Source organism: Spongiactinospora sp. 9N601 (assembly GCF_044326295.1).
GTDB lineage: Bacteria > Actinomycetota > Actinomycetes > Streptosporangiales > Streptosporangiaceae > Spongiactinospora > Spongiactinospora gelatinilytica.
In genome coordinates this window covers 206397-227738 of record NZ_JBIRBB010000013.1, presented here as the reverse complement: position 1 = coordinate 227738, position 21342 = coordinate 206397, and the positions used below count along the sequence as shown (strand labels likewise).

The following is a 21342-nucleotide window of genomic DNA, read 5'->3' as shown; positions in this document are numbered from 1 at the left end:
CTTTGCCACGGCTCGCGATCTCCCCCGAGTTCCCCAGGGAACTACGCGCACTGGCCGAACCGGTGCGCCGGGACGTCGTTGTCGCGATCCGGCGGTTCCTTGAGCAGGTCCCGGCCGCGCCGTACCCGGAGCAGGTCGGCGACGCGCGGGACGCGCGGGTGGCGACGCTGCGCCTGGCCGAGCGGTACCGCGGGGTGGTGCTGCGCGACGGCGACGTCTACTGGCTGCTCACGGTGCTGCCGGACGGCGACGCGTCGGCGTACGCGAGCGGCCTCGGGTTCGGGGTCAACTCCAGGCTGGGCGTCATCGAGGTGTGGGACGCCGAGGCGCTGGAGCGGGCGGAGCCCGCGTTGCGGCGTTCGGCGGACGGGCCCGGCAGACGTCTGTTCGACGACGTGCCCGACGCGGACCTGGCGTCGGTCGGCATCGACCCGCGCCTGCTGCCGTACATCCGCCTGGTGTCCACGGAGGCGACCTTGGCGGCGCTGGAGCCGCTGCTGCCGCCGACGCAGTACGCGCCGCTGGCCGAGCTGGCCAGGACCGGCTCGCTGACCGCGGCCTGGCGGGCCCTGGACTCCTGGCGTACCGCCGTCACCTGGCCGGCCGCCGCCACGTCCATCGACGACGCCCCGATCGACACCACCGACGTGCAGGCGGCGCTGCGGCGCAGCCCGGACCGCGCGGCGTTCGTCGCCGACCACACCGAACTCGACCGCGTGCTCGGCTCCCCCGGCTGGTGCGTCTTCCTGCACCCGCAGCAGCACCGGCTGTCGCGCACCCCGCACTACGAGCGTCCGGTTCTGGTCACCGGCGGGGTGGGCACCGGCAAGACCCTGATCGCGCTGCACCGGGCGGCGTACCTGGCGGCGGAGGGGGCCGGGCCGGTGCTGCTGGTGACGTTCTCGCGGGGGCTGAGCGACCTGCTGAGCGCGAAACTGGACCTGCTGGTCACCGACTGCGTGCGGCGCAAGCGGGTCGAGGTGGGCAACGTGGACCGGCTGGCCCACCACATCATGACCGAGGCCGAGGGCCGCAAGCCCAATCTGGCCGGCGACGCCGAGGTCGGCCGGCTCTTCGCCGAGGCGGCCAGGGGCGGCCCGCACTCGCCCGGCTTCGTGCTGCGCGAGTGGGAACAGGCGGTGCTGGCCCAGAACCTCACCACGCTCGCCGAGTACCTGGACGCCGAGCGCCCGGGCCGCAGCGTGGCCCTGGGCGAGGCCGAGCGGGCCGCGATCTGGCAGGCCATCGCGAAGGTGACGGCCAGGCTGCGGGAGAGCGGCCGGCGGACGCTGCTACAGCTCGCGGCCGAGGCGTGCGCGCTGCTCAGCCGCACCACGGGCGACCTGTTGGACGATTCCGGGCCCCTGCGGGAGCCCTACCGGCATATCGTCGTGGACGAGGCGCAGGATCTGCACCCGGCACAGTGGCGGCTGCTGCGCGCGGCCGTCCCGCACCTGAGCGACGACCTGTTCATCGTCGGCGACCCGCACCAGCGGATCTCCGACAACCGGGTCCCGCTGAGCGCGGTGGGCATCGCCGCGACGCCGCGGCGGCTCGACGTCTCCCGCCGGCTGTCGCGCGAGCTGCTCTCCTGGAGCGTGCGGCTGCGCGGCGGCGGCCCGGTGGACGGCCTGGTGGAGACCATGCACGAGCTGTTCGGGTTCGGCTCGGACGGGCACGGGGCCCGGCCGGTCGTGGTCGGCTACGACTCCGCGGAGGCGGAACTGTCGGGGCTGATCGCCATGCTGAAGGAGTGGGTGGTCGACGATCGCGTGCCGGTGTCGGAGATCGCGGTCGCCGCGCGGGAGGCCGACTTCGTCCGCGCGGCCCGAGCGGCGACCGAAAAGGCGAATCTGGGGGTTCGAGTATGCACCTTGCATGCTATGAAAGGGCTGGAGTTCCGGCGGGTGGCCGTGATAGGCGTGACGGATGGGATCGTGCCCTCCCCCGCGGCGCTGACCCCGGCCGCAGAGGACCCGGCGGCCAGGGCCCATGACCTGCAACGAGAGCGCGGCCTGCTGTACGTGGCCTGCACCAGGGCAGCCGAGCTGCTGTATGTGTCCCATTCAGGCAGGGCAAGCCCTTTCCTGCCGTCCTGACCCCATAATGTCTCGAACTGCGGATATGAATCCTTTGCCGGTTGGATTTCAATGAACCTCAGCCTGAGCGACATCGTGCCACCCCTGCGCTGGACCTCCCCCAGGCAGATCGCGCCGATCGCGGACGACCCACGCCTGCCACAGGTGTGGTGGCAGGCGCTGCCCGTCGATCGAGCCTGCGCCACCATCGGGACCCCGCAGGTGGCCGCGCGGCTCGCCGACCTGTCCATGGCCTGCTGGGGACACCTTGTGCTCGGCGACATCCTGCCGCTGGTCAGGTTCACCGATCCGCTCGACTCCGCGCGGACCGCCGACACCCTCGGCCGCGAGGTCGTGCACAAGCTCTGCCTGTCGGTGATCGAACGGCTGCTCGAACCCGCCGAGACCCGTACCGCGGTGCCGCCCCACCCCACCCGCCCCGAGCTGCCGATCCCCGAGCTGATCAACGAGGTCTTCGCCGAGCTGGACGACCGCCAGCGGGCCATCGCCCGCGACCGGCTGTACGCGCCGCAGCGGGCCACCCTCGACGAGCTGGCCCAGCGCTTCTCGGTGACCCGCGAGCGCATCCGGCAGATCGAGCGCGACCTGCGCGACCACGTCGAGTCCTGGCTGTCGAGCCCGGACGCCGCGCCCGTGGTGGCGCACGTGACCTGGCTGCGCGGCCGGCTCGGCTCCGCCGTGCCCGCCGACGACCTGGCCGGGGCGGTGGCCTGGCACCGGGCCGACCTGACCGCGCTGGGCATCCCGGTGTGGCGGTTCGTACGCACCCTGCTGACCGGTTTCGAGCAGGTGGACGGCTGGCTGGTCGCGGGCGGCGCGGACGAGCTGCGCGAGAAGACCCGCCAGTTGTTCACCGACGGGCCGCGCCCGCTGCCGGAGGCGGTCTCGCTGGTCGCCCAGCTCGGCGTACGCGACGACGTCGCCGAGCGCTGGATCATGGCGGTGCCGCACCTGCGGGTGCTCGACGGGCACGTGGTGGCCTGGCCGCGCAGCGTCAACGAGAAGGCCGAGGCGGTGCTGGCCATCGCCGGCATCCCGCTGACGCCGGAGGAGATCCAGGAGCGCATCGGCGAGGACTACAGCCTGGTCGGCATCCGCAACCAGCTCACCGCCGACGACCGGTTCCTGCGGGTCGACCGCAACAAGTACGGCCTGGACCGCTGGGGCGGCGAACAGTACCTCGGCATCCGCGAGATGATCGCCAGGGAGATCGAGCGGGCCGGGGGCGAGGCGTCGGTCAACACCATCGTGACCAACCTCACCACCCGCTACGACGTCAGCGAGAGTTCGGTGCGCGCCTACGCGGGCGGCCCCGGCTTCGAGCGGACCCAGCGGGGCTGGATCCGGGTGGCGGGCCAGGAGGTCGCCGAACCGTACCAACCGCGCCGCGACGTCTCCGAGACCCGGCGATGTTTCCGCAGCCGCGACGGCCGCTGGTGGCACCGGGTCGACGTCAACGCCGAGCACCTGCGCGGTTCGGGCTCGCCGCTGCCCACCGGGTTCGCCGCCTACCTGGGCATGGCCCCGGGCGGGCAGCTCACCGCCTCGGCCCCGTCCGGCGACGTGGTGATCAGTTGGCACAACCAGCCGACGATGGGGTCGATCCGGCCGGTGCTCGTGGAGTTCGGCGCGCAGGAGGGCGACCACATCTTCCTGACCGTGTCCGACGGCGGCGAGCTGCTGACCAGGTTCCTCCAGTCGGCCGCGCCGAGCCTGCCGCCGCTCAACCGGGCGCTGCACCTGATCGGGTACACCGCGCCGGTGGCGTCGGAGGCCGAGGGGGCGCGGCTGATCGGCGCGCGGATCGGCCTGGCCGAGGGTTCGGGCCGTGACGACGTGCTGGCCCGGCTGCGCGAGCGCGGCGACCGGGACATCCTGGCCTTCCTCGACCCAACGGTGCCCTAGCGCCTAGGCTCGGGGGCATGCTGCGGTTGTACGACACGCGGAGCAGACGGGCCGAGCCGGTGCTGAACGGCCGGTCGCTGCGGATGTACACCTGTGGCCCGACCGTCTACCGGCATGCCCACGTCGGCAACCTGCGGTCCTACCTGCTGTCCGACCTGATCCGCCGGGTCGCCGAGCGGCACCGCGCGCGGGTCGTGGTCTGCCGCAACATCACCGACGTGGGCCACCTGGCCGACGACGCCGAGATCGACCCGGCGGGCGAGGACAAGATCCTCGCGCGGGCCCGGGCGGAGGGCCGCCCGGCCCACGAGGTCGCCCGGTTCTACGAAGAGGCGTTCCTGGCCGACAGCGCGGCGCTGAACATCCGCCCGCCCGAGCACGCGCCCCGGGCCACCGAGTCGATCGACCTGATGATCGAGCTGATCGCCAAGCTGCTCGAGAAGGGGCACGCGTACGTCACGGCCGACGGCCCGGTGTTCTTCGCCGCCGAGTCCTTCCCGGCCTACGGCGAGATCTCCGGCAACCGCCTCGACCGGCTCCGGCCCGGCCACCGGGTGGACGGCGTCGATCCCCGCAAGCGCCACCACGCCGACTGGGCGCTGTGGAAGCCCGCCGACCGCGAGCTGACCTGGGACTCCCCGTGGGGGCGCGGCTTTCCCGGCTGGCACGTGGAGTGCTCGGCGATGTCGCTGCGCCACCTCGGCGACCGGGTGGACCTGCACACCGGCGGCATCGACCTGCGCTTCCCGCACCACGAGGACGAACGCGCCCAGTCCGACGCCGCCGCCGGGCACGAGGTGGTCGCGCACTGGGCGCACGGCGAGCACCTGCTGTTCGAGGGTCGCAAGATGGCCAAGTCGGCGGGCAACGTGGTGCTGCTGTCCGACGTGACGGCCGCCGGCCTGGACCCGCTGGCCGTACGCCTGGCGCTGCTCGAACACCGCTACCGGCAGCAGATGAACCTCACCTGGGAGACCCTGCGCGCCGCCGACCGCACCCTGCGCCGCTGGCGGACCCGGGTCGCCCAGTGGGCCGAGTCGGCGAGCCGGCCGATGAGCGCGGGCTACGTCTCCCGCGCCCAGGAGGCGATCGACGACGATCTCGACCTCCCGGCGGCCCTGCGGATCATGCGCGACCTCGAACGCGACGAGGGCGAGCCGCCCGGGGCGAAGTTCGAGGCGTTCCTGCACCTGGACCACATCCTGGCCCTCGACCTGTCCGCCGACATCGGCAAGGTCCCCGCCGCGCCCCCGCTGCCCGGCGGCGCGGCCGAGCTGCTGCGGCAGCGCGCCCTGGCCAGGGAGGCGGGCGACTGGCCCGCCGCCGACCGGCTCCGCACCGAACTGGCCGCGCTGGGCGTCAAGGTCACCGACACCCCTGAAGGGCAGATCGCCCTCTCTAGTCCGATTTGACAGCCGCCCGCGCGCCGGGGTCTGCTGTAGCGCGTGACGGAAACCGGTCATCCCCCCGCGCGCGGCGAACGACCGAGTCACTTCCGGTCGGCCGCCTATTCGCAGGCCGCTCTCGCGCGCATCATCCTCTCCGGCGGCGCCCGCGACATCGCCGACGCGGCCCGCCGCCTGGTCCCCACGACGTCCGACCGCTACGCGAGCGACGGCGACTTCGTCCGGGCCGCCGCCGACCTGCTGGCGGAGGCTCGGCGGCTGCTGGAGTACGCGGTCACCTACGAACGGGCCAAGGGCCTGGACTGGGAGCGCATCACCGCCAAACTCGACGACACCGGCCAGGACTACGCCAAGGCCGAGCATGACTGGCGGATGCGCGTCCTGGCCGCCTGGCTGGACCCTGACAACGCGGAGAACACCTACACCACCCCCGACCGGCTCGCCAAGTACCTCGCCGAACTGGACGACTGGGCCGACGACGGCGAGCCCGCGCCGGTCAGCGGCGACCTCCCCGCGATGACCACCGCCGAGCGCGCCGCACTGATCGCGCAGGCCAGGGCGCTGCTCGACGAGGGCCCACCGGACGACTCCCCCGAGCGGCGGAGGTTCGAGATCGGCCTGTGCCGGCGGGCCATCGAGCTGCACGAAGACCTGGTCGCCGCGTCGCCCGGCGACGCGGCGGCCCGCGAGGCGCTCGCCGAGGCCCGGGCCAGGCTGCGCACGCCCCTCACCTGAGCCGCCGCAGCCAGAGTGCAGCCTGCTGTAGTGTGTGCGGACTCCTCATTCCCCACACTTGGTGATATGCGCGAACGATACGAGCAAGTGTTGCGCGCGTGCAGCTACCTGCTGATCGAGCTGTTCTCCGCGCTCGCGACGCTGCTCGCGCTTCCCATCCTGGTCGTCGGCGTCCTCTCGGTCGCCGTCGGCGGGGTCGGGCTGGTCGCGTTCCCGCGGATGGTGGTCGGGCTGCGGCAGTGGTCCGACTGGAACCGCGGCCGGGCCGCCGCGCTGCTGGGGCTCCCGCACGCCCCGCGCAGGATCAGGCTGCCCGAGGGCGTACGCGAGCAGTGGCGGCACGTGACCAAGGACAAGGAGATCCACCGCGACCTGCGCTGGATACCGCGCGAGGTCCTGCTCGGCGTGCCCCTCGGCACGCTCGGGCTGGTCGCCGCCGGGGCGGTCGTACTGACCGTGCCCGCCATGCTGCTCTGGTGGGTCGCCCCCGCCGACGACCCCTCCACGATGCTCGGCATCTCCGTGACCAGTTGGACGTCATCGCTGGTCACCGGTACCGGGCAGCTCATCCTGGGCTGCGCGGTGACCTGGTGGGCGCTGCCCTGGCTGGCCACCTGGCACGCCAAGAGCACCTTGAGGGCGCTGCGGCCCTCCACCGAGGAGGAGCTGGCCGCGCGGGTCGGCGAGCTGACCGAGAGCCGGGCCGAGGTACTGGACGCGCACGGCGCGGAGCTGCGCCGGATCGAGCGCGACCTGCACGACGGCACCCAGGCCAGGCTGGTGGCCATCGCGATGCGGCTCGGCGTGGCGAAGGAGGCCCTGGGCGATGCCTCGGGGGCGGTGGCGAGGCTCATCCAGGAGGCCCACACGGGCACCGAGGAGGCCATGACGGAGCTGCGGAACGTGATCCGCACCATGTATCCGCCGATCCTCGCCGACCGAGGGCTGGAAGGCGCGCTCGCGGCGCTGGCCGCGCAGTCGGCCATCCCCACCGACCTGCGGATCGACGGCCTGGCCAGGCTGCCCGCCGCGATCGAGGCCGCCGCCTACCACATCGTCGCCGAGACCACCACCAACGCCGCCAAGTACAGTGGAGCCTCGCGGGTGATCGTGCGCATGGGCATGGACGACGGCAGGCTGGTGATCGAGGTGACCGACGACGGCCACGGCGGCGTCGATGAGACCCGCGGCACCGGCGTCATCGGCATCCGCCGCAGAGCCGCCGCGCTCGACGGCACGACGACCGTCTCCAGCCCGCCGGGCGGCCCGACCGTCATCACCGTGGAGCTGCCGTGCGCGTCGTGATCGCCGAAGACAACGTCCTGCTCTCGGCCGGTCTCGAACTCCTCCTCGGCTCCAAGGGCATCGAGGTCGTGGCCACCGTCACCGACGCCCCCGGGCTGATGGAGGCGGTGGCCGAGCATCACCCGGACGCGGTGATCGCCGACGTACGGCTTCCGCCGACGTTCCGTGACGAGGGCATCAGGGCGGCGCTCGACCTGCGGCAGACCTACCCGGGGCTGCCGGTTCTGGTGCTGTCCCAGTACGTCGAGAAGGTCTACGCCCGCGAACTCCTCGCCGACGGCAGCGGCGGCGTCGGCTACCTGCTCAAGGACCGGGTCAGCCGGGTCAGCGAGTTCGTGGACGGCCTGCGCCGGGTCGCCGCGGGCGGCACCACGATGGACCCGGAGGTCATCGCCCAGTTGATGGCCAAGGGCGGGGCGAGCGCGATCGACTCGCTGACCGACCGCGAGCGCGAGGTGCTCAGCCTGATGGCCCAGGGCCTGGACAACGGCGAGATCGGCAAGCGGCTCTACGTCACCGACAACGCCGTCCACAAGCACATCGGCAACATCTTCACCAAGCTCGGCCTCCCGGTCGCCGACGGCGGCCACCGCAGGGTGCTGGCCGTCCTCGCGTTCCTGAACAGCCGCGCCTGACCCGCGTCAGCCCGTGGCGCGCCGCCACCGTACGGGCGTGCGCGGGTAGCCGGCGTCGTCCAGCCCGGCCAGGCGCTCGAAGACGTTCCACGACGCCCGGTGGCCGCACACCGCGACCGACACCGCCAGGGCGGCGACGTACAGCGGGATCATCACGATGCCGAGGCAGCAGGCGTACTGCGTCGCGTGCCGGGCCTCATGGGCGAGCAGCCGGCCCTGGAGGAAGCCTTCCGGGTACTTCGTCACGATCACGTTGCCGACGGTGAAGGCGTTGGCGATCGGGAACGGGATGCGGTAGCCGTGGGCGAAGATCAGGCCGTGCGGCCCGCGGGTGAGCCGGGCGCGGCCCAGCCGGGCCACCAGGAGCCCGAACAGCGTGGACAGGTTGAGCCAGTTGACCACCTGGCGCACCCGCTGACCGCCGGTCATGGCCCGATCGTCATCCGGGCGGGCGGCCCGCGCCATGGGGCGCGCGGACCCCGCCGCCGACCAGCCTGGACGACAGCAGCCAGGACGGCCCCCGGGACGGGACGAGCACGGTGGCGATCAGCATCGCCACGAAACCGCCGTAGAAGTAGAGGTATCCGTCGAGGTTGGGGGCGATGATCAGGTCGCCTTCCGCTCGCGGGTTGGCGAACGGCAGGGAGACGGCCGCCCACACGAGGATCAGCGCGAACGAGGTGGACTGGCGGCCGGTCAGCCGCCCGGCGGCGTGGGCCAGCCCGGCCAGCAGCAGCGTCCAGGCGGCGGCCAGGATCGGCAGCCCGGCCAGCAGGGAGACGTTGTGGAAGAACCCGCCGACGACGGCGAGCACCACCCCGAGCAGGGCGAACACCACCATCCCCGCCCACCCCGGCGCCTCCCACGGCGTGCGCGGCCCGGCACCGCCGTGCTCATCCGCAGCCGGCCCGTCCACCTGGGACGATGCCCCGTCGGCCGGTGCTCCCGAACTCTCCCCCATATCCCGCAAGGTTAGTGGATCCCGGCGAACAGGTCGCTCTCCCGCACATGCGGCTCACCGAGCCCGCCCGCCTCAGGCGGCGCACCGCCACCGGCGGGCGCGCCGGGCACCCCCGAGGCGAGCACGAAGTGCTCCACCCCGAGGACCTGCTGCCCGATCCCGTTGGACAGCGCGAACCACGCGCCGGACACGCTGATCTGCGTGGCGTGCGCCCGCATCGCGGCCAGCTTGGCGGGCAGGTGCTCCCGGGCGTCGATCTCGGTGGTGATGTCGCGGTCCTCCGAGCCGTACACGAGATCGTCCACCTCCTGCCGCAGGAACCCGGTGCCCGCCTCGCCGATGGCCGCCGCGCCGCGCCGCATCACCGAGCGCGGCATCGCGGTGTGGTAGATCTTGGCGACCTGCCAGGCGTCCGGGGCCGGTCCGTCGGCGGCCAGCCCGGTGGCCCGCCAGGCGACCCGGTGCGCCTGGATGTGGTCGGGGTGGCCGTAGAAGCCGTTGGCGTCGTAGGTGACCAGCACCTGCGGGCGTACCTCGCGGATCACCGCCGCCAGCTCGGCCGCCGCCTCCTCCAGAGGGGCCTGCCAGAACGCTTCGGTGCGGTGGTTGGCGGCCACGCCCATCATGCCCGAGTCGCGGTAGCGGCCCGGCCCGCCGAGAAAGCGGTGGTCGGTCACGCCGAGCGCGGCGCAGGCGGCCTCCAGTTCGCCGATCCGGTGCCGGCCGAGCGCGTCGGGGTCCAGGTGGCGGAGGTCAGCGGGGATGATCTCCCCCTCCTCGCCGAGCGTGCAGGTGACCAGCGTGACCTGGGCGCCCTCCGCGGCGTATTTGGCCATCGTGGCGCCGGTGCCGATCGTCTCGTCGTCGGGGTGGGCGTGTACCAGTAGTAGCCGCCGATCCTCCATGCCCCGAAACATTATCCGGGGCGGGTCCGGCTGGCAGGATGAGGGTCCATGAGTGAGAGTTTTCCCCGCATGTATGCCCGGACCCGGCGTTTCACTCTCGGTGTCCCCCGTGGTTTCACCGTGTCCCCCGACGGAGGGCGCGTGGTGTTCCTGCGCTCGCGCGACGGCACCGATCCGGTCACCTGCCTATGGGAGCTGGACGTGGATTCCGGCACGGAACGGCTGGTCGTCGATCCGGCGCGGATCGGCGGCGAGGAGGGCGAGCTGCCGCCGGAGGAGCGGGCCAGGCGGGAACGGGCCCGCGAGGGCGCGGGCGGCGTGGTCGGGTACGCCACGGACACGGCGGTGACCGTCGCCGCTTTCACGCTCTCCGGCGTCCTGTACGCCGCCGACCTGGCCTCGGGCGAGGTCCGTGAGCTGGCCACGCCGGGCGCGGCGTTCGACCCGCGGCCCTCGCCGGACGGGCTGCGGGTGGCGTACGTGACGGGCGGCGCGCTGCGCGTCCAGGACCTCGAATCGGGCACGGACCGGGCGCTGGCCGAGCCGGAGTCGGCGACCGTCACCTACGGCCAGGCGGAGTTCATCGCCGCCGAGGAACTCGACCGGATGCGCGGCTACTGGTGGTCGCCGGACGGCCGGGCGCTGCTGGCCGCCCGGGTGGACGAGGCCCCGGTCGGCACCTGGTACCTCGCCGACCCGGCCAACCCGGCGAGCCCTGCCGCCGAGCAGCGCTACCCGGCCGCGGGCACGCCCAACGCCCTGGTGGAGCTGTTCGTGCTCGGGCTGGACGGGTCGCGGGTGGCGGTGCCGTTCGAGCATGAGTACCTGGCGACGGCCGCGTGGGACCGGCACGGCCTGTCGGTGGTCACGGTGTCGCGCGACCAGAAGTCCATCCGGCTGCTGTCGGCCGACCCGGCCACGGGCGCGTCCACCCTGGTCAGAGAGGACACCGACGCCGCCTGGGTGGACATCGTGGGCGGCGTCCCGGCCCGGCTGCCGGACGGCACGCTGGTGTGGACCGCCGACTCGGAGGGCGGGCGGCGGCTGCTGGTCGGCGACCGGCCGGTCACGCCGCCGACGTTGCAGGTCCGCGACGTGGTCGCGGTGGACGGCGACGCCGTGGTGTTCCGGGCCAGCGGCGGCGACCCCGCGGAGATCGCGGTGTGGGCCTACCAGGACGGCTCGCTGCGGCTGGTCAGCCCCGACGAGCCCGGCGTGTACGCCGCGCAGGCCGCGGGCGGCACGGTCGTGCTGTCCGGTCAGACCCTCGCCTCTCCGGCCGGTCCGGAGTACACCGTGCTGCGCGATGGCGTGACCGCCGCCCGGATCGCCTCGCGCGCCGAACGCCCCGGCGTCGAGCTGCGGGTCAGCCTGATCCGCACCGGCGAGCGGGAGCTGTCCACCGCCGTGCTGCTGCCGTCCTGGCACACGCCGGGCTCGGCCCGCCTGCCCGTCCTGATGGACCCGTACGGCGGGCCGCACTTCCAGCGGGTGACCGCCGCCGCGAGCGCCTACAGCGCCTCGCAGTGGCTCGCCGACCAGGGCTTCGCCGTGGTGATCGCCGACGGCCGGGGCACCCCCGGGCGCGGTCCCGCCTTCGAGCGCGAGGTGCTGCACGACCTGGCGACCCCCGTCCTTGAGGACCAGGTGGACGCCCTTCAGGGGGCCGCCGCCGCCTACCCCGACGACCTGGACCTGACCAGGGTCGCCATCCGCGGATGGTCGTTCGGCGGCTATCTGGCCGCGCTGGCCGTACTCCGCAGGCCGGACGTCTTCCACGCCGCCGTGGCCGGCGCCCCGGTGACCGACTGGCGGCTGTACGACACCGCCTACACCGAGCGCTACCTGGGCGACCCGGGCGTGGACGCCGAGCCGTACGAGCGGTCGGGCCTGATCGCCGACGCGGGCAAGCTGGACCGGCCGCTGCTGCTCATCCACGGCCTGGCCGACGACAACGTGGTGGCCGCGCACACGCTGCGGCTGTCCTCCGCGCTGCTGGCGGCGGGCCGCCCGCACACCGTGCTCCCGCTCTCCGGGGTCACCCACATGACCCCGCAAGAGGTCGTGGCGGAGAACCTGCTGCTGCTCCAGGTGGACTTCCTGAAGAAGGCGCTGGGTTAGCCGCGGGCCACCTCGGCCGGCCCGGTCAGTCCGGGCCGGCCGGGGTCCTTGCCGTGCCAGGAGTCCCACAGGGCGGCGTAGGAGCCGCCCTCGGCGACCAGCTCGTCGTGCGAGCCCAGCTCCGAGATGCGGCCGTCCTCCACGACCGCCACCCGGTCGGCGTCGTGCGCGGTGTAGAGGCGGTGCGCGATGGCGATCACCGTGCGGCCGTCGAGGACCGCGGCCAGCGACCGCTCCAGGTTGCGGGCGGCCCTGGGGTCGATCAGCGAGGTCGCCTCGTCCAGCACCAGCGTGTGCGGGTCGGCCAGTACCAGCCGGGCCAGCGCGAGCTGCTGGGCCTGGGCGGGCGACACGGCCTCACCGCCGGAGCCGACCATGGTGGAAAGGCCGTCGGGCAGCGCGTCCACCCAGCTCGCGGCATCGACCGCGGCGAGGGCGTCGCGCACCTGCTCGTCGGTGGCCTCGGGGCGGGCGATCAGCAGGTTGTCCCGCAGCGTGCCGCGGAACACATGGTGTTCCTGGGTGACCAGGGCGACGTGCCCGCGCAGCTCGTCGAGCGGCAGCTCCACCAGCGGCACCCGGCCAACGGTGACCGAGCCGGTGCGCGGGCCGTGGATGCCGGCCAGCAGCCGCCCGAGCGTGGACTTGCCCGCGCCGGACGGGCCGACCATCGCCAGCCGTTCGCCCGCGGCCAGCGCGAGGTCCACTCCGTGCAGCACGTCATGGCCCTCGCGGTAGGCGTACCGGACGTCGTCGGCGACCAGCTCCTCGCCGATCGGGCGGGACTCGCCCGCCGTACGGTCGTCTCCGACGTTGGCCACGCCGAGCAGCCTGGCCATCGACGCGCCGCCGAGCTGTAGCTCGTCTATCCAGGTCAGCAGCCGGTCGAGCGGGTCGACGAGCTGCTGGACGTACAGCGTGGCGGTGGTGACCTGGGCCAGCAGCACCCACCCTTGCAGGTAGAAGATGCCGCCGATGAGCAGCGTGGCCACCACCGGCAGCACGTAGCCCATCTCCACCGAGGGGAACCACACCGTGCGCAGGCCGAGCGTGTACCGCTCGGCCGCCCAGGACCGCGCGATGTCGTCGTCGGTGCGGCGGTGCCGCTGCCCCTGGAGGCTCAGCGCCTCGGCGGTGCGGGCGCCCTCGACGGTCTCGGCCAGGCCCTCGGTCATGTCGGCGTAGGCGGCGTTCTCGCGCAGGTAGCCGTCGCGGGCGCGCTTGAGGTACCAGCGGGTGGCGACCCACAGCAGCGGCACGGAGATCAGGCACGGCAGCGCGAGCAGCGGCCCCACCAGGACCAGCGCGCCCACCGCGAACACCGCGCTGACGATCGCGATCAGCGTCTCCGGCACGGCGTGCCGCACGCTGATCGACAGCGCGTCCACATCGCGCGAGGTGCGGGTGATCAGGTCGCCCGACCCGGCGCGCTCCACGGTGGACAGCGGCAGCGCCAGCACCTGCTCGACGAACTCCTCGCGCAGCTCGGCCAGCACCTTCTCGCCGAGCCTGCTGGAGGCGTAGATGGCGAACCGGATCAGCACCGCCTGCACGGCCATGAAGCCGGCGATGGCCAGCGCGGTGAACGTCACATCGACGCCCGTGCCCCGCTGGACGCCCTCGACCAGCTCGCCCAGCAGCCGGGGCGCGGCCAGGCCGCAGATCGCGGCCAGCCCGTGCAGGCCGAGGGCCAGCGTCAGCTCCCGCGGATATTTCAGGGTCAGCCGCCGGGCGTAGGCGCGGACCTGCCGGCGGTCTGCGACCGGCAGGATCTGCTGTGCCATCAGTCCTCCCCTCTGGTGACGGTGGCGCGGTAGTCGGCGTCGTGGGCGAGCAGGTCGCGGTGGGCGCCCTCGGCGCGGGCCACCCCGTCGCGGACGTAGATCACGTGGTCGGCACGGTCCAGGACGAGCGGGCTGGTGGTCGCCACCAGCGTCGTACGGCCGGCTCGGGCGGCGGCGAGCCGCGCGGCGATGCGGGCCTCGCTGTGCGCGTCCACCGCGCTGGTCGGCTCGATCAGGATCAGCACCTCGGGGTCGGCGAGCAGCGCCCTGGCCAGCCGCAGCCGCTGCTGCTGGCCGCCGGAGAACTCCCGGCCGGCCTCGGCGACGTGGGCGTCCAGGCCGTCGGGCAGGGCCTCGACGATGTCGGTGGCGCAGGCGTCGTGCAGTGCCCGGTGTACCGTCTCGTCGTCGTGCCCGGCGGGGTCGAGCTCGTCGCGCAGCCGCCCGGCGAACAGCCGGGCGCCGTTGTCGGCGAGCAGGATGCGGCGGCGCAGCTCCTCGACCGCGATCTCCCGCAGCGGGACGTCTCCCATGGTCGCGGCGCTCTCCCGGTAGCGGCCGAGCCGGTCGGCGATCTCGATCGCCTCCTCCGGCGTGCCGGCCGCGAGCGCGGTGAACACGCCCTGGCGCACGGTCACCCCCGAGTCGGGGTCGCTCAGCGCCCCGGCCGGTACGCCGGTGCGCGAGCCCCCCTGGACCTCGGGCGTGAGCTTCAGGATGCGGACCACGCGGCGCGCGGCCACGTGTCCCTTGGTCAGCTTGTCGGCCATCTCGGTGAGCGTGCGCAGCGGCGAGATCAGGAAGACCGCGTATCCGTAGAAGGACACCAGCGAGCCCGGGGAGATCTCGCCGCGGACGGCGAAGGTCGCGCCGAGCCAGGTCACACCGGCGATCAGCAGGCCCGGCAGCAGGATCTGCGCGCCTTCGAGGAGGGATTCGACGGAGGCCACGCGGACGCCCGCCCGGCGTACCTTCTGGGACTCCTCGCGGTAACGGCCCGCGAAGACCTCCTCGCCGCCGACGCCGCGCAGGACCCGCAGGCCGCCCACGATGTCGGCGGCCCTGGTGGCGAGATCGCCCTGCAACTCGCGGTGCGCCTGCTGGCGGCGGTGCAACGGCCGCAGCAGCGGCCCGACCGCGACCGCCATCAGCGGCACGCCGATCAGCACCACCAGGCCGAGCGTGGGCGAGGTGGTGATGAGGATCACGGTGACGGCGGCGATGGCGACGAGCGCGCCGATGCCACGGACCAGGATGTCCATGGCGTTGCCGATGTGCCCGATGTCGGAGTTGCCGACGCTGACCACCTCGCCGGTGGACAGGCGTTTGGGCAGGGTCGCGCCGAGCCGGGTGGCCTGGCGCACGGTCACCTGCACGGTGCGGTACGCGGCCGTCAGCCAGACGACCACGGCCCTGCGGTGGCGCATGATGCCGGCCCACGCCTGGAGCACGCCGAGCCCGAGCAGCACGGCCGACCAGGTCACCAGGCCGTCCAGGTGGCGCTGGGTGAGGGCGTCGATGCCGCGGCCCACGACCATGGGCACCAGCGCCTGGCCGAGCCACCACAACACGGCGAAGGCGATTCCCGAGAGAAGGGGAATCGCCTGCATGCGGGCCGTCCACAGCAGATAACGTGTGGGCCCGCGGGCGTCAGGGATGCCGGGATCAGCGGCTGGTAAGGAGCGCATAGCCCAGCAAGCCTGACAAAGTGCGGGAGCGCCGAGCAATCGGTTTTCTGGCCGTGCCGTCAACTATCGTTGACATACGTCGGGCGCGTCAACTTTAATTGACACCATGAGCGACACGACGCAACTGGCGACCGACGCCAGCAGCCGCGACCCCGCGGTGGGCCTGCGGGCCGTGCGGGCATTGCGCGTGCTGGTGGAACGGCTCGAAGCGCTCCAGGTGGAAAACGCCAGGACACTGGGCTGGTCCTGGCAGGACATCGCCGTCCAGCTAGGGGTGACCAGGCAGGCGGTGCACAAGAAGTACGCGGGCGGCCGGGGGCTGCTGAGGAGGAAGGACTGAGCATGTTCGAACGTTTCACCGCCGCAGCCCGGGAGAGCGTCACGGGGGCGCAGCAGCAGGCCAGAGAGCTTCATCACAATTACATCGGCACCGAGCACCTGCTGCTCGCGCTGCTCGCCGCGCGGGACCGCGCGCCCGCGCAGATCATGGCCGAACTGGGGCTCGACCACGAACGGGCGGTCGCGGCGGTCAAGCGCAACCTCGGCTCCGACGACCTCGACGCCGACGCCCTGGAGAGCATCGGCATCGACCTCGGCGCGGTCCGGGAGAAGGTCGAGGCCACCTTCGGCCCGGGCGCACTGGACAACCCCGGGCCGCGGCGCAAGTCCCCGAGCGGCCACATCCCGTTCACCCCCCGTGCCAAGAAGGTGCTCGAACTGTCGCTGCGCGAGGCCATCCGGCTCAAGCACAACTACATCGCGGACGGCCACATCGTGCTCGGCATCCTCCGTGAGGGCGAAGGGCTGGCCATGCGAGTGATCGCCGACGCCGGGATCTCCGGACAGACCCTCCGCGAACGGCTCACGCCCTGGCTGTCGATGTGACGACCGGGGCGGTCCGGTCCTCCTCCGCCCCCCACAGGCGGGCGGCCAGCCAGGCGACTCCGGCCGCGGCCACCACCAGGCCGCCGAGGTACACCGGCTCGGGCACCACGTTCCGCAGCGAACCGGGGACCATCCCGGCCATGTACAGCAGTACCGCCGGGACCGGGAACACGCCCGACCGCAGCACCGCCGCGCCGAACGTCAGCACCCCCGCCATGAGGATCACCGAGGTGACCAGGAACGCACGTCCGGTGGCCCCGTCGAGCAGCCCCCGGACGGTCCCGCCGGCGAGCAGCGGGAACACGAAGTGCAGCACGTACTCGACGGCGAACGCCCCGGCGAGCCCGGCCGCGTTGAGCACATAACCGGCCACACCGAGCCCGCCCGCCGCGTGGCGGGCCAGCAGATAGAGCCCGGTGACCATGAGCAGCCCGGTAAGCGCCGCGAACGGCGCGACGGCGTGCGTGACCGCGTTCTCCGGCACGACCCCGGCCCGCCGGAGGGCGTTGAACACGAGTAACCCGGCGCACACCAGCCCCGCCCCGGCGGTGACCCTGTAGAACATGTGGTTCTCCTCTGTGAGGGGTGATGTCCGCAATCATGGACACCCCCACCCCGCCAGACGAGCCCCCGCACCCTCCCGTAAGAACCCCGAAAGACTCGGCGGAGTTCGTCATCGGGGAAGAGGCGAACTCTCGGACTCAGGAATCGAGCACGGCGGCGACGGCTTCGACCTCGACGAGCTGATCGTCGTAACCGAGCACGGTGACGCCCATCAGGGTGCTGGGGACGTCATGGTCGCCGAACGAGTCCCGGACCACCTCCCAGGCGGCTACCAGGTCCTCCTGCCGGGTGGAGGCCACGAGGACCCTGGTGCTGATGACGTCCTGCATCGACGCGCCGGCGTCGCTGAGGGCGACCCGCAGGTTCTCGATGGCCTTCGCGGCCTGACCTGCGTAGTCTCCGATCGCGGCCGTCGAGCCGTCCTGGTTCAGCGGACACGATCCGGCAAGGAAGATGAGTCGTGACCCAGCGGGCGCGGTGGCGGCGTAGGCGTACTCGGCGACGTCGGACAGCGAGTCGGAGCGGATCAGGGTGATCGCGCTAGGCATGGCTCGTTCAGGTCCTTCCGTTTGGGCTTGGTGCGGCCATTCTGACGAGCCGGTTCCGGCCCTGCCATCGATTTTTGCGGGTCATCGCACCGAGCCGCGCCCGACTCATCCCTCCTCATCCCTTTCAGCCCGACCGAAATCCGTTCCCCGGCTAGGCCTCGAACGGCTCCCCGCAACCGGCCGGTGCTGAAATGGTCATCGGGGGACAACGAGGTCGTGCCCGGAAATGTCGGAAGCGGCTGCTTAGATAGGGCGCATGGGCGTGACCATCGATGAGTTCCTGGAGGTGCTGAAGCACTTCCCCGAGATCACCATGTCAGACGGCGGCGAGTGGACCTCCGTCAAGGTGGCCGGGAACGGCTTCGGCTATCTGTGGGAGAGGACCGAGACCGTCGGCCTCAAGGCCACCATCACCGAACAGCGGGCACTGGTGGCCGAGCGACCCGACGTGTTCGAGGTGCAGTTCACCACGAGCCAGTTCGGATGGGTCGTGGTACATCTCGACCGGATCGAGCTGGACGAGCTGACCGAGCTGGTCACCGAGGCGTGGTGCCTGACCGCCCCCAAACGTCTCCTCGACGCCCACGAGAGCCGCCTCGTCGCCCGCACCCTCGCCGTCCAGCCCCCCACATCAGCCTGACCCGGCCAGGCTCCCCGACGCCTCGGCCCACACCGGCCGCACAGTCGTGCCCTTGCTCCGCCATTCCTGGTCGTAACGCCAGGTACTTCGATGTGCCGCACGCCGTCGCGGCCGAGATCGAGCCGGACTCGCCCGGCCGCGACGGCGTCGAGTACACGCTCGGCGCGGCGCTTCGCGCACCGCCGCGCCTCCGGTAGGGGTCAGGCGACCTGGTAGCCGGCCTCCTTGACCGCCGCCGTGATCGCGGCGCCGTCCACCGGCGACTCACTCCGGACGGTAAGCAGCCCGCTGTCGAGATCGACCTCGACCTCGGCGACTCCCGGCACCTCGCCGACCTCTTCCTTGACCGAACTGACGCAGTGACCGCAGGTCATTCCCGTGACGGTATATGTGGCCGTGTTCATGTCGACACACTATACCCCCCTAGCGTATTTACCACGCTTTGGGACTAGTGATGACCATGTACGACCGCGTGTCCCTTGCCCTTGCCGATGATCCACTTGTTCACCGGGGTCGTCACCACGAACGCCACCGCGAGCGCGAACGCCAGCGACCCCCAGAACAGCCAGGTCAGCAGCCCCGCGGCCATCGCCCCGGGCACCACCAGCATGACCGCGTTGTCCACGATCTCCATCACGACGATCGACACGGTGTCCGCCGCCAGCGCCAGCCGTACGGCCTTGCCCACCCCCACACCGGCCCGCCGCAGCCCGACCACCGTGAGCAGGTACCCGAAGAAGAACGCCAGCACCACGGCCAGCACGATCGTCGCCAGATCCGACCACTCCAGCGCGGTCCCGATCACCATCCCGAGCACTTCCCCGATGGCACACCCGGTCAGGCAGTGCAACGTCGCCGACGCCGCCATCCCCCACGTCGCCCGACGCCCATGCCCACCCGCCATCCGGATCACTCCTCGAAGGCCAAATACCTATACGGGGTATGAATGCGGACACTACCCCCCAATCGGCCTTCGAAAAACCGTTCGCAACCCAGCGCGATCAATGCAATACTTTGCGTGACGACAACGGTTACCCGAATCGATTGGAGCACACCATGACCAGCGGAGCCATTTCCCTGACCACACAGGGACAGGGCGGCCCATCGGCTCCCGCTCGCGCCCCAACGACGGCCCTGGAGTTCGTCGCCTCGCTCCCCCGCAACCCGCACATGCGCGTCGAGGTCATCAACAGCAGGGTGATCGTGAGCCACTGGGGCAATCCCCGCCACTCCCGGATCATCAGCCTGCTCGTGACGCTCCTCGGCCCAGTGGCGGATGCGCGCGGCTGGCGAGTGTGGCCCAGCCTCGACGTCCGCACCGCCCACACCTGCGAGCCGCTGATCCCCGATCTGGCAATAGGCCCGAAAGGCGCACCACGCTGGGGCGAGGACGAGATCCTTTCCAACGGCCTGGTCCTCGTCGCCGAGGTCGTCTCCCGATCCAGCGTGCGCGAAGACCGGGAGGACAAACCCGTCATCTACGCAAAGGGCGGCGTGCCGTTCATGCTCGTGGTCGATCCCATCGCCGAGCCCCCGACCGTGACCCTGTGGAGCGACCCCGGCGACGACGGCTACCGCACCGTCACCAAGGTCAAGATGGGCGAGGAGCTACCCATCCCCCACCCCGTGGACTGTGCACTCGACACCTCGGCGTTCATTAGGGCTGATCGGTCCAGGCCACTCGGCCCACCCTCAACGGCCCCAGACCCAACGGCCCCAGCCCCAACGGGACCCCCGACCTGATCGCCACCGAGGCCGCCCACCGCGACATCAGCAGGCAGTCTGGCCAGATCATCACCTTGTTGGCCATCCAAGCCACCGCTTTACCCTCCGGGCACCGCGACGACATCGACACCTACATCCGTTACCTGACCAACACGGCCACCAGGGATGGCCGATCGCGGCAGCGTGATCGCAGGCACCTGCCGCCATCTGATCGCCAGCAGGTTCGACCTGGCCAGAGCCGGATCGGCCTCACCGGAGCCGAAGCGGTGTTGCGGCTACGCCCCTGTCACCAGGACGGATACACCCGCACAGCCTGGCTGACAGGCTCACATCGTTCCGGCTTCCGGGTCAATCAGGCAGCTCGGGCACGGCCAGCCCCAACGCGGCTGCCAGGTCGATCGTCCTGCGGGGGGTTGAGCACTGCCTGGCCAGGCTGGTTTGGTCGAGTCGGCCGTTACGGGCTTGGAACAGGTATCGCGCGGCGGGATGCTGACGCAGTTCGTTCGCGCTGAGGTCATTGGCGAGGCGATGCGCTGCCTCTGCCAAGGCAGGGAATGACGACCGCAGATCCGCGGCCCACTTTTCGACCGCCGCAAGCCACCTCCGTGTAGTGGCGTCGGGCCCCGAGGCAAACCGTGCGATCGTCGCAGCCAGCTCTGACCAGGCGAAGTCATGCCAGGGCTTGGTCTTCAAGATGGGCAACTGCCACTGACGCTTGACGATCGACCAGTGATCCGCGTGCGCCGCCACCGAGTGCACCGTAAATCCCGGTACGCACAGCGCGGTCAGATTCCAGCCGTGACAGGCACCGGTGTCAAGGCCGAAGATCCTGCCGTCGCGGATCATCGGCTCACGCCCGATGACATGATGGCCGAACACCACCGGCTTGGCGTCGGCGTAATGCTCATGCCAGTAGCCGTCTGGAAACAGTCCGGCGAGTTCTCGTTCGCCGCTGGTGGAGCCGCAGAGAATCTCCTCTTTCTGGTCGGCCTGCGCAACTCCGGGCACCATCGCGGCGTGAACGACACGGACATGCTCGTTCTCGAAGTAGTACGGCAACGTCCGCATCCATTCGACCGTCTCGGCGTAGCGGTCGCCCAGTTGCAAGCGCGTGATCTCCTGCGCGTAGGAGAAGATCCCGCGCACATGTTTACGCTCGTGGTTGCCCATGACCACCACCGAGTTCGGACGCTCACGGAAGTACGCGACCACCTCACCAGGCGCCGGACCACGGTCGACAAGATCGCCGACGCTGACCAGCAGGTCGTCCGGGCGCAGGCCCACCTTCTCGCACAATTCGAGCAGTTCGTCGAAGCAACCATGGATGTCGCCGACGATGACAGTACGCCCCACCCGCGAGAGCCTAGGTAGATCTCGCCCCCGCGCACAAAGGGTTATCCGAGCTGACCAGCGAACTTCCAGGCCGTACAGCATTT

General features: G+C 71.8%; 21 protein-coding genes. 11 read left to right on the top strand and 10 right to left on the bottom strand.

What is annotated here, in order from left to right; genetic code table 11:
• The first annotated feature begins 2 nt into the window (after positions 1–2).
• The 6 genes from ACH34R_RS29650 (at position 3) to ACH34R_RS29625 (ending at position 8085) form a co-directional block, all read left to right on the top strand.
• The gene (locus tag ACH34R_RS29650; protein WP_397564820.1) at positions 3–2099 is read left to right on the top strand and encodes a UvrD-helicase domain-containing protein; all 2097 of its coding nucleotides are present in this window, start codon (positions 3–5) and stop codon (positions 2097–2099) included.
• A 51-nt stretch (positions 2100–2150) separates the two neighbouring features.
• Positions 2151–4004: a sigma factor-like helix-turn-helix DNA-binding protein gene (locus ACH34R_RS29645; protein WP_397564819.1), complete on the top strand. Its 1854-nt coding sequence runs from the start codon at positions 2151–2153 to the stop codon at positions 4002–4004.
• 17 nt (positions 4005–4021) lie between these two features.
• Positions 4022–5416, top strand: coding sequence for a cysteine--tRNA ligase (gene cysS, locus ACH34R_RS29640; protein ID WP_397564818.1), 1395 nt, complete (start codon positions 4022–4024; stop codon positions 5414–5416).
• A 33-nt stretch (positions 5417–5449) separates the two neighbouring features.
• Positions 5450–6145, top strand: coding sequence for a hypothetical protein (locus ACH34R_RS29635; RefSeq protein WP_397564817.1), 696 nt, complete (start codon positions 5450–5452; stop codon positions 6143–6145).
• A 66-nt stretch (positions 6146–6211) separates the two neighbouring features.
• On the top strand, positions 6212–7450 hold the full coding sequence (locus ACH34R_RS29630) for a sensor histidine kinase (RefSeq protein ID WP_397564816.1): 1239 nt from the start codon (positions 6212–6214) through the stop codon (positions 7448–7450).
• The gene (locus tag ACH34R_RS29625) at positions 7438–8085 is read left to right on the top strand and encodes a response regulator (RefSeq protein ID WP_397564815.1); all 648 of its coding nucleotides are present in this window, start codon (positions 7438–7440) and stop codon (positions 8083–8085) included. Before ACH34R_RS29630 ends, ACH34R_RS29625 begins: the two co-directional genes overlap by 13 nt.
• A gap of 6 nt (positions 8086–8091) precedes the next feature.
• On the opposite strand, the gene ACH34R_RS29620 is transcribed toward ACH34R_RS29625, so the two are convergent.
• From ACH34R_RS29620 to mshB, 3 genes are read right to left on the bottom strand one after another with little or no spacing between them, the layout of a single operon-like run.
• A complete protein-coding gene (locus ACH34R_RS29620) occupies positions 8092–8514 on the bottom strand; it encodes a hypothetical protein (RefSeq protein ID WP_397564814.1) in 423 nt (140 codons plus the stop codon).
• Between the two features lie 10 nt (positions 8515–8524).
• Positions 8525–9046, bottom strand: a complete 522-nt coding sequence (locus ACH34R_RS29615; protein ID WP_397564813.1) for a hypothetical protein — start codon at positions 9044–9046, stop codon at positions 8525–8527.
• An 11-nt stretch (positions 9047–9057) separates the two neighbouring features.
• The gene (gene mshB, locus ACH34R_RS29610) at positions 9058–9951 is read right to left on the bottom strand and encodes an N-acetyl-1-D-myo-inositol-2-amino-2-deoxy-alpha-D-glucopyranoside deacetylase (RefSeq protein WP_397564812.1); all 894 of its coding nucleotides are present in this window, start codon (positions 9949–9951) and stop codon (positions 9058–9060) included.
• A gap of 48 nt (positions 9952–9999) precedes the next feature.
• Between mshB and ACH34R_RS29605 the strand changes: the two genes are divergently transcribed.
• On the top strand, positions 10000–12072 hold the full coding sequence (locus tag ACH34R_RS29605; protein WP_397564811.1) for a prolyl oligopeptidase family serine peptidase: 2073 nt from the start codon (positions 10000–10002) through the stop codon (positions 12070–12072).
• On the opposite strand, the gene ACH34R_RS29600 is transcribed toward ACH34R_RS29605, so the two are convergent.
• Both ACH34R_RS29600 and ACH34R_RS29595 read right to left on the bottom strand, forming a co-directional pair.
• Entirely contained in the window at positions 12069–13856 is a 1788-nt protein-coding gene (locus tag ACH34R_RS29600) for an ABC transporter ATP-binding protein (protein ID WP_397564810.1), read from the bottom strand. The genes ACH34R_RS29605 and ACH34R_RS29600 overlap by 4 nt on opposite strands.
• Positions 13856–15466, bottom strand: coding sequence for an ABC transporter transmembrane domain-containing protein (locus tag ACH34R_RS29595; protein WP_397564809.1), 1611 nt, complete (start codon positions 15464–15466; stop codon positions 13856–13858). Before ACH34R_RS29595 ends, ACH34R_RS29600 begins: the two co-directional genes overlap by 1 nt.
• 184 nt (positions 15467–15650) lie before the next feature.
• On the opposite strand from ACH34R_RS29595, the gene ACH34R_RS29590 reads away from it, so the two are divergent.
• Both ACH34R_RS29590 and ACH34R_RS29585 read left to right on the top strand, forming a co-directional pair.
• Complete coding sequence (locus ACH34R_RS29590; protein ID WP_111169006.1) at positions 15651–15884, top strand: RNA polymerase subunit sigma-70; 234 nt, start codon at positions 15651–15653, stop codon at positions 15882–15884.
• A gap of 2 nt (positions 15885–15886) precedes the next feature.
• Entirely contained in the window at positions 15887–16429 is a 543-nt protein-coding gene (locus ACH34R_RS29585) for a Clp protease N-terminal domain-containing protein (protein ID WP_397564808.1), read from the top strand.
• Here the strand turns inward: ACH34R_RS29585 and ACH34R_RS29580 are convergent.
• Positions 16407–16994 carry a hypothetical protein gene (locus ACH34R_RS29580; RefSeq protein ID WP_397564807.1) on the bottom strand — a complete coding sequence of 196 codons (588 nt, stop codon included), beginning with the start codon at positions 16992–16994 and terminating at the stop codon, positions 16407–16409. The two genes, ACH34R_RS29585 and ACH34R_RS29580, sit on opposite strands and share 23 nt — an antisense overlap.
• A 136-nt stretch (positions 16995–17130) precedes the next feature.
• On the bottom strand, positions 17131–17541 hold the full coding sequence (locus tag ACH34R_RS29575; RefSeq protein WP_397564806.1) for a RidA family protein: 411 nt from the start codon (positions 17539–17541) through the stop codon (positions 17131–17133).
• Positions 17542–17797: 256 nt separating this feature from the next.
• Here ACH34R_RS29575 and ACH34R_RS29570 point away from each other — a divergent pair, with 256 nt between their 5' ends.
• Entirely contained in the window at positions 17798–18181 is a 384-nt protein-coding gene (locus ACH34R_RS29570) for an MmcQ/YjbR family DNA-binding protein (protein WP_397564805.1), read from the top strand.
• 200 nt (positions 18182–18381) lie between these two features.
• On the opposite strand, the gene ACH34R_RS29565 is transcribed toward ACH34R_RS29570, so the two are convergent.
• Together ACH34R_RS29565 and ACH34R_RS29560 are read right to left on the bottom strand one after the other, a co-directional pair.
• Entirely contained in the window at positions 18382–18585 is a 204-nt protein-coding gene (locus ACH34R_RS29565; RefSeq protein ID WP_397564804.1) for a heavy-metal-associated domain-containing protein, read from the bottom strand.
• Positions 18586–18629: 44 nt separating this feature from the next.
• Complete coding sequence (locus ACH34R_RS29560) at positions 18630–19085, bottom strand: DUF4396 domain-containing protein (protein WP_397564803.1); 456 nt, start codon at positions 19083–19085, stop codon at positions 18630–18632.
• 152 nt (positions 19086–19237) lie between these two features.
• Here ACH34R_RS29560 and ACH34R_RS29555 point away from each other — a divergent pair, with 152 nt between their 5' ends.
• Positions 19238–19924 carry a Uma2 family endonuclease gene (locus tag ACH34R_RS29555; protein WP_397564802.1) on the top strand — a complete coding sequence of 229 codons (687 nt, stop codon included), beginning with the start codon at positions 19238–19240 and terminating at the stop codon, positions 19922–19924.
• Between the two features lie 330 nt (positions 19925–20254).
• Here ACH34R_RS29555 and ACH34R_RS29550 read toward each other — a convergent pair whose 3' ends face one another.
• Positions 20255–21259 carry a metallophosphoesterase family protein gene (locus ACH34R_RS29550; protein ID WP_397564801.1) on the bottom strand — a complete coding sequence of 335 codons (1005 nt, stop codon included), beginning with the start codon at positions 21257–21259 and terminating at the stop codon, positions 20255–20257.
• Positions 21260–21342: the final 83 nt, after the last annotated feature.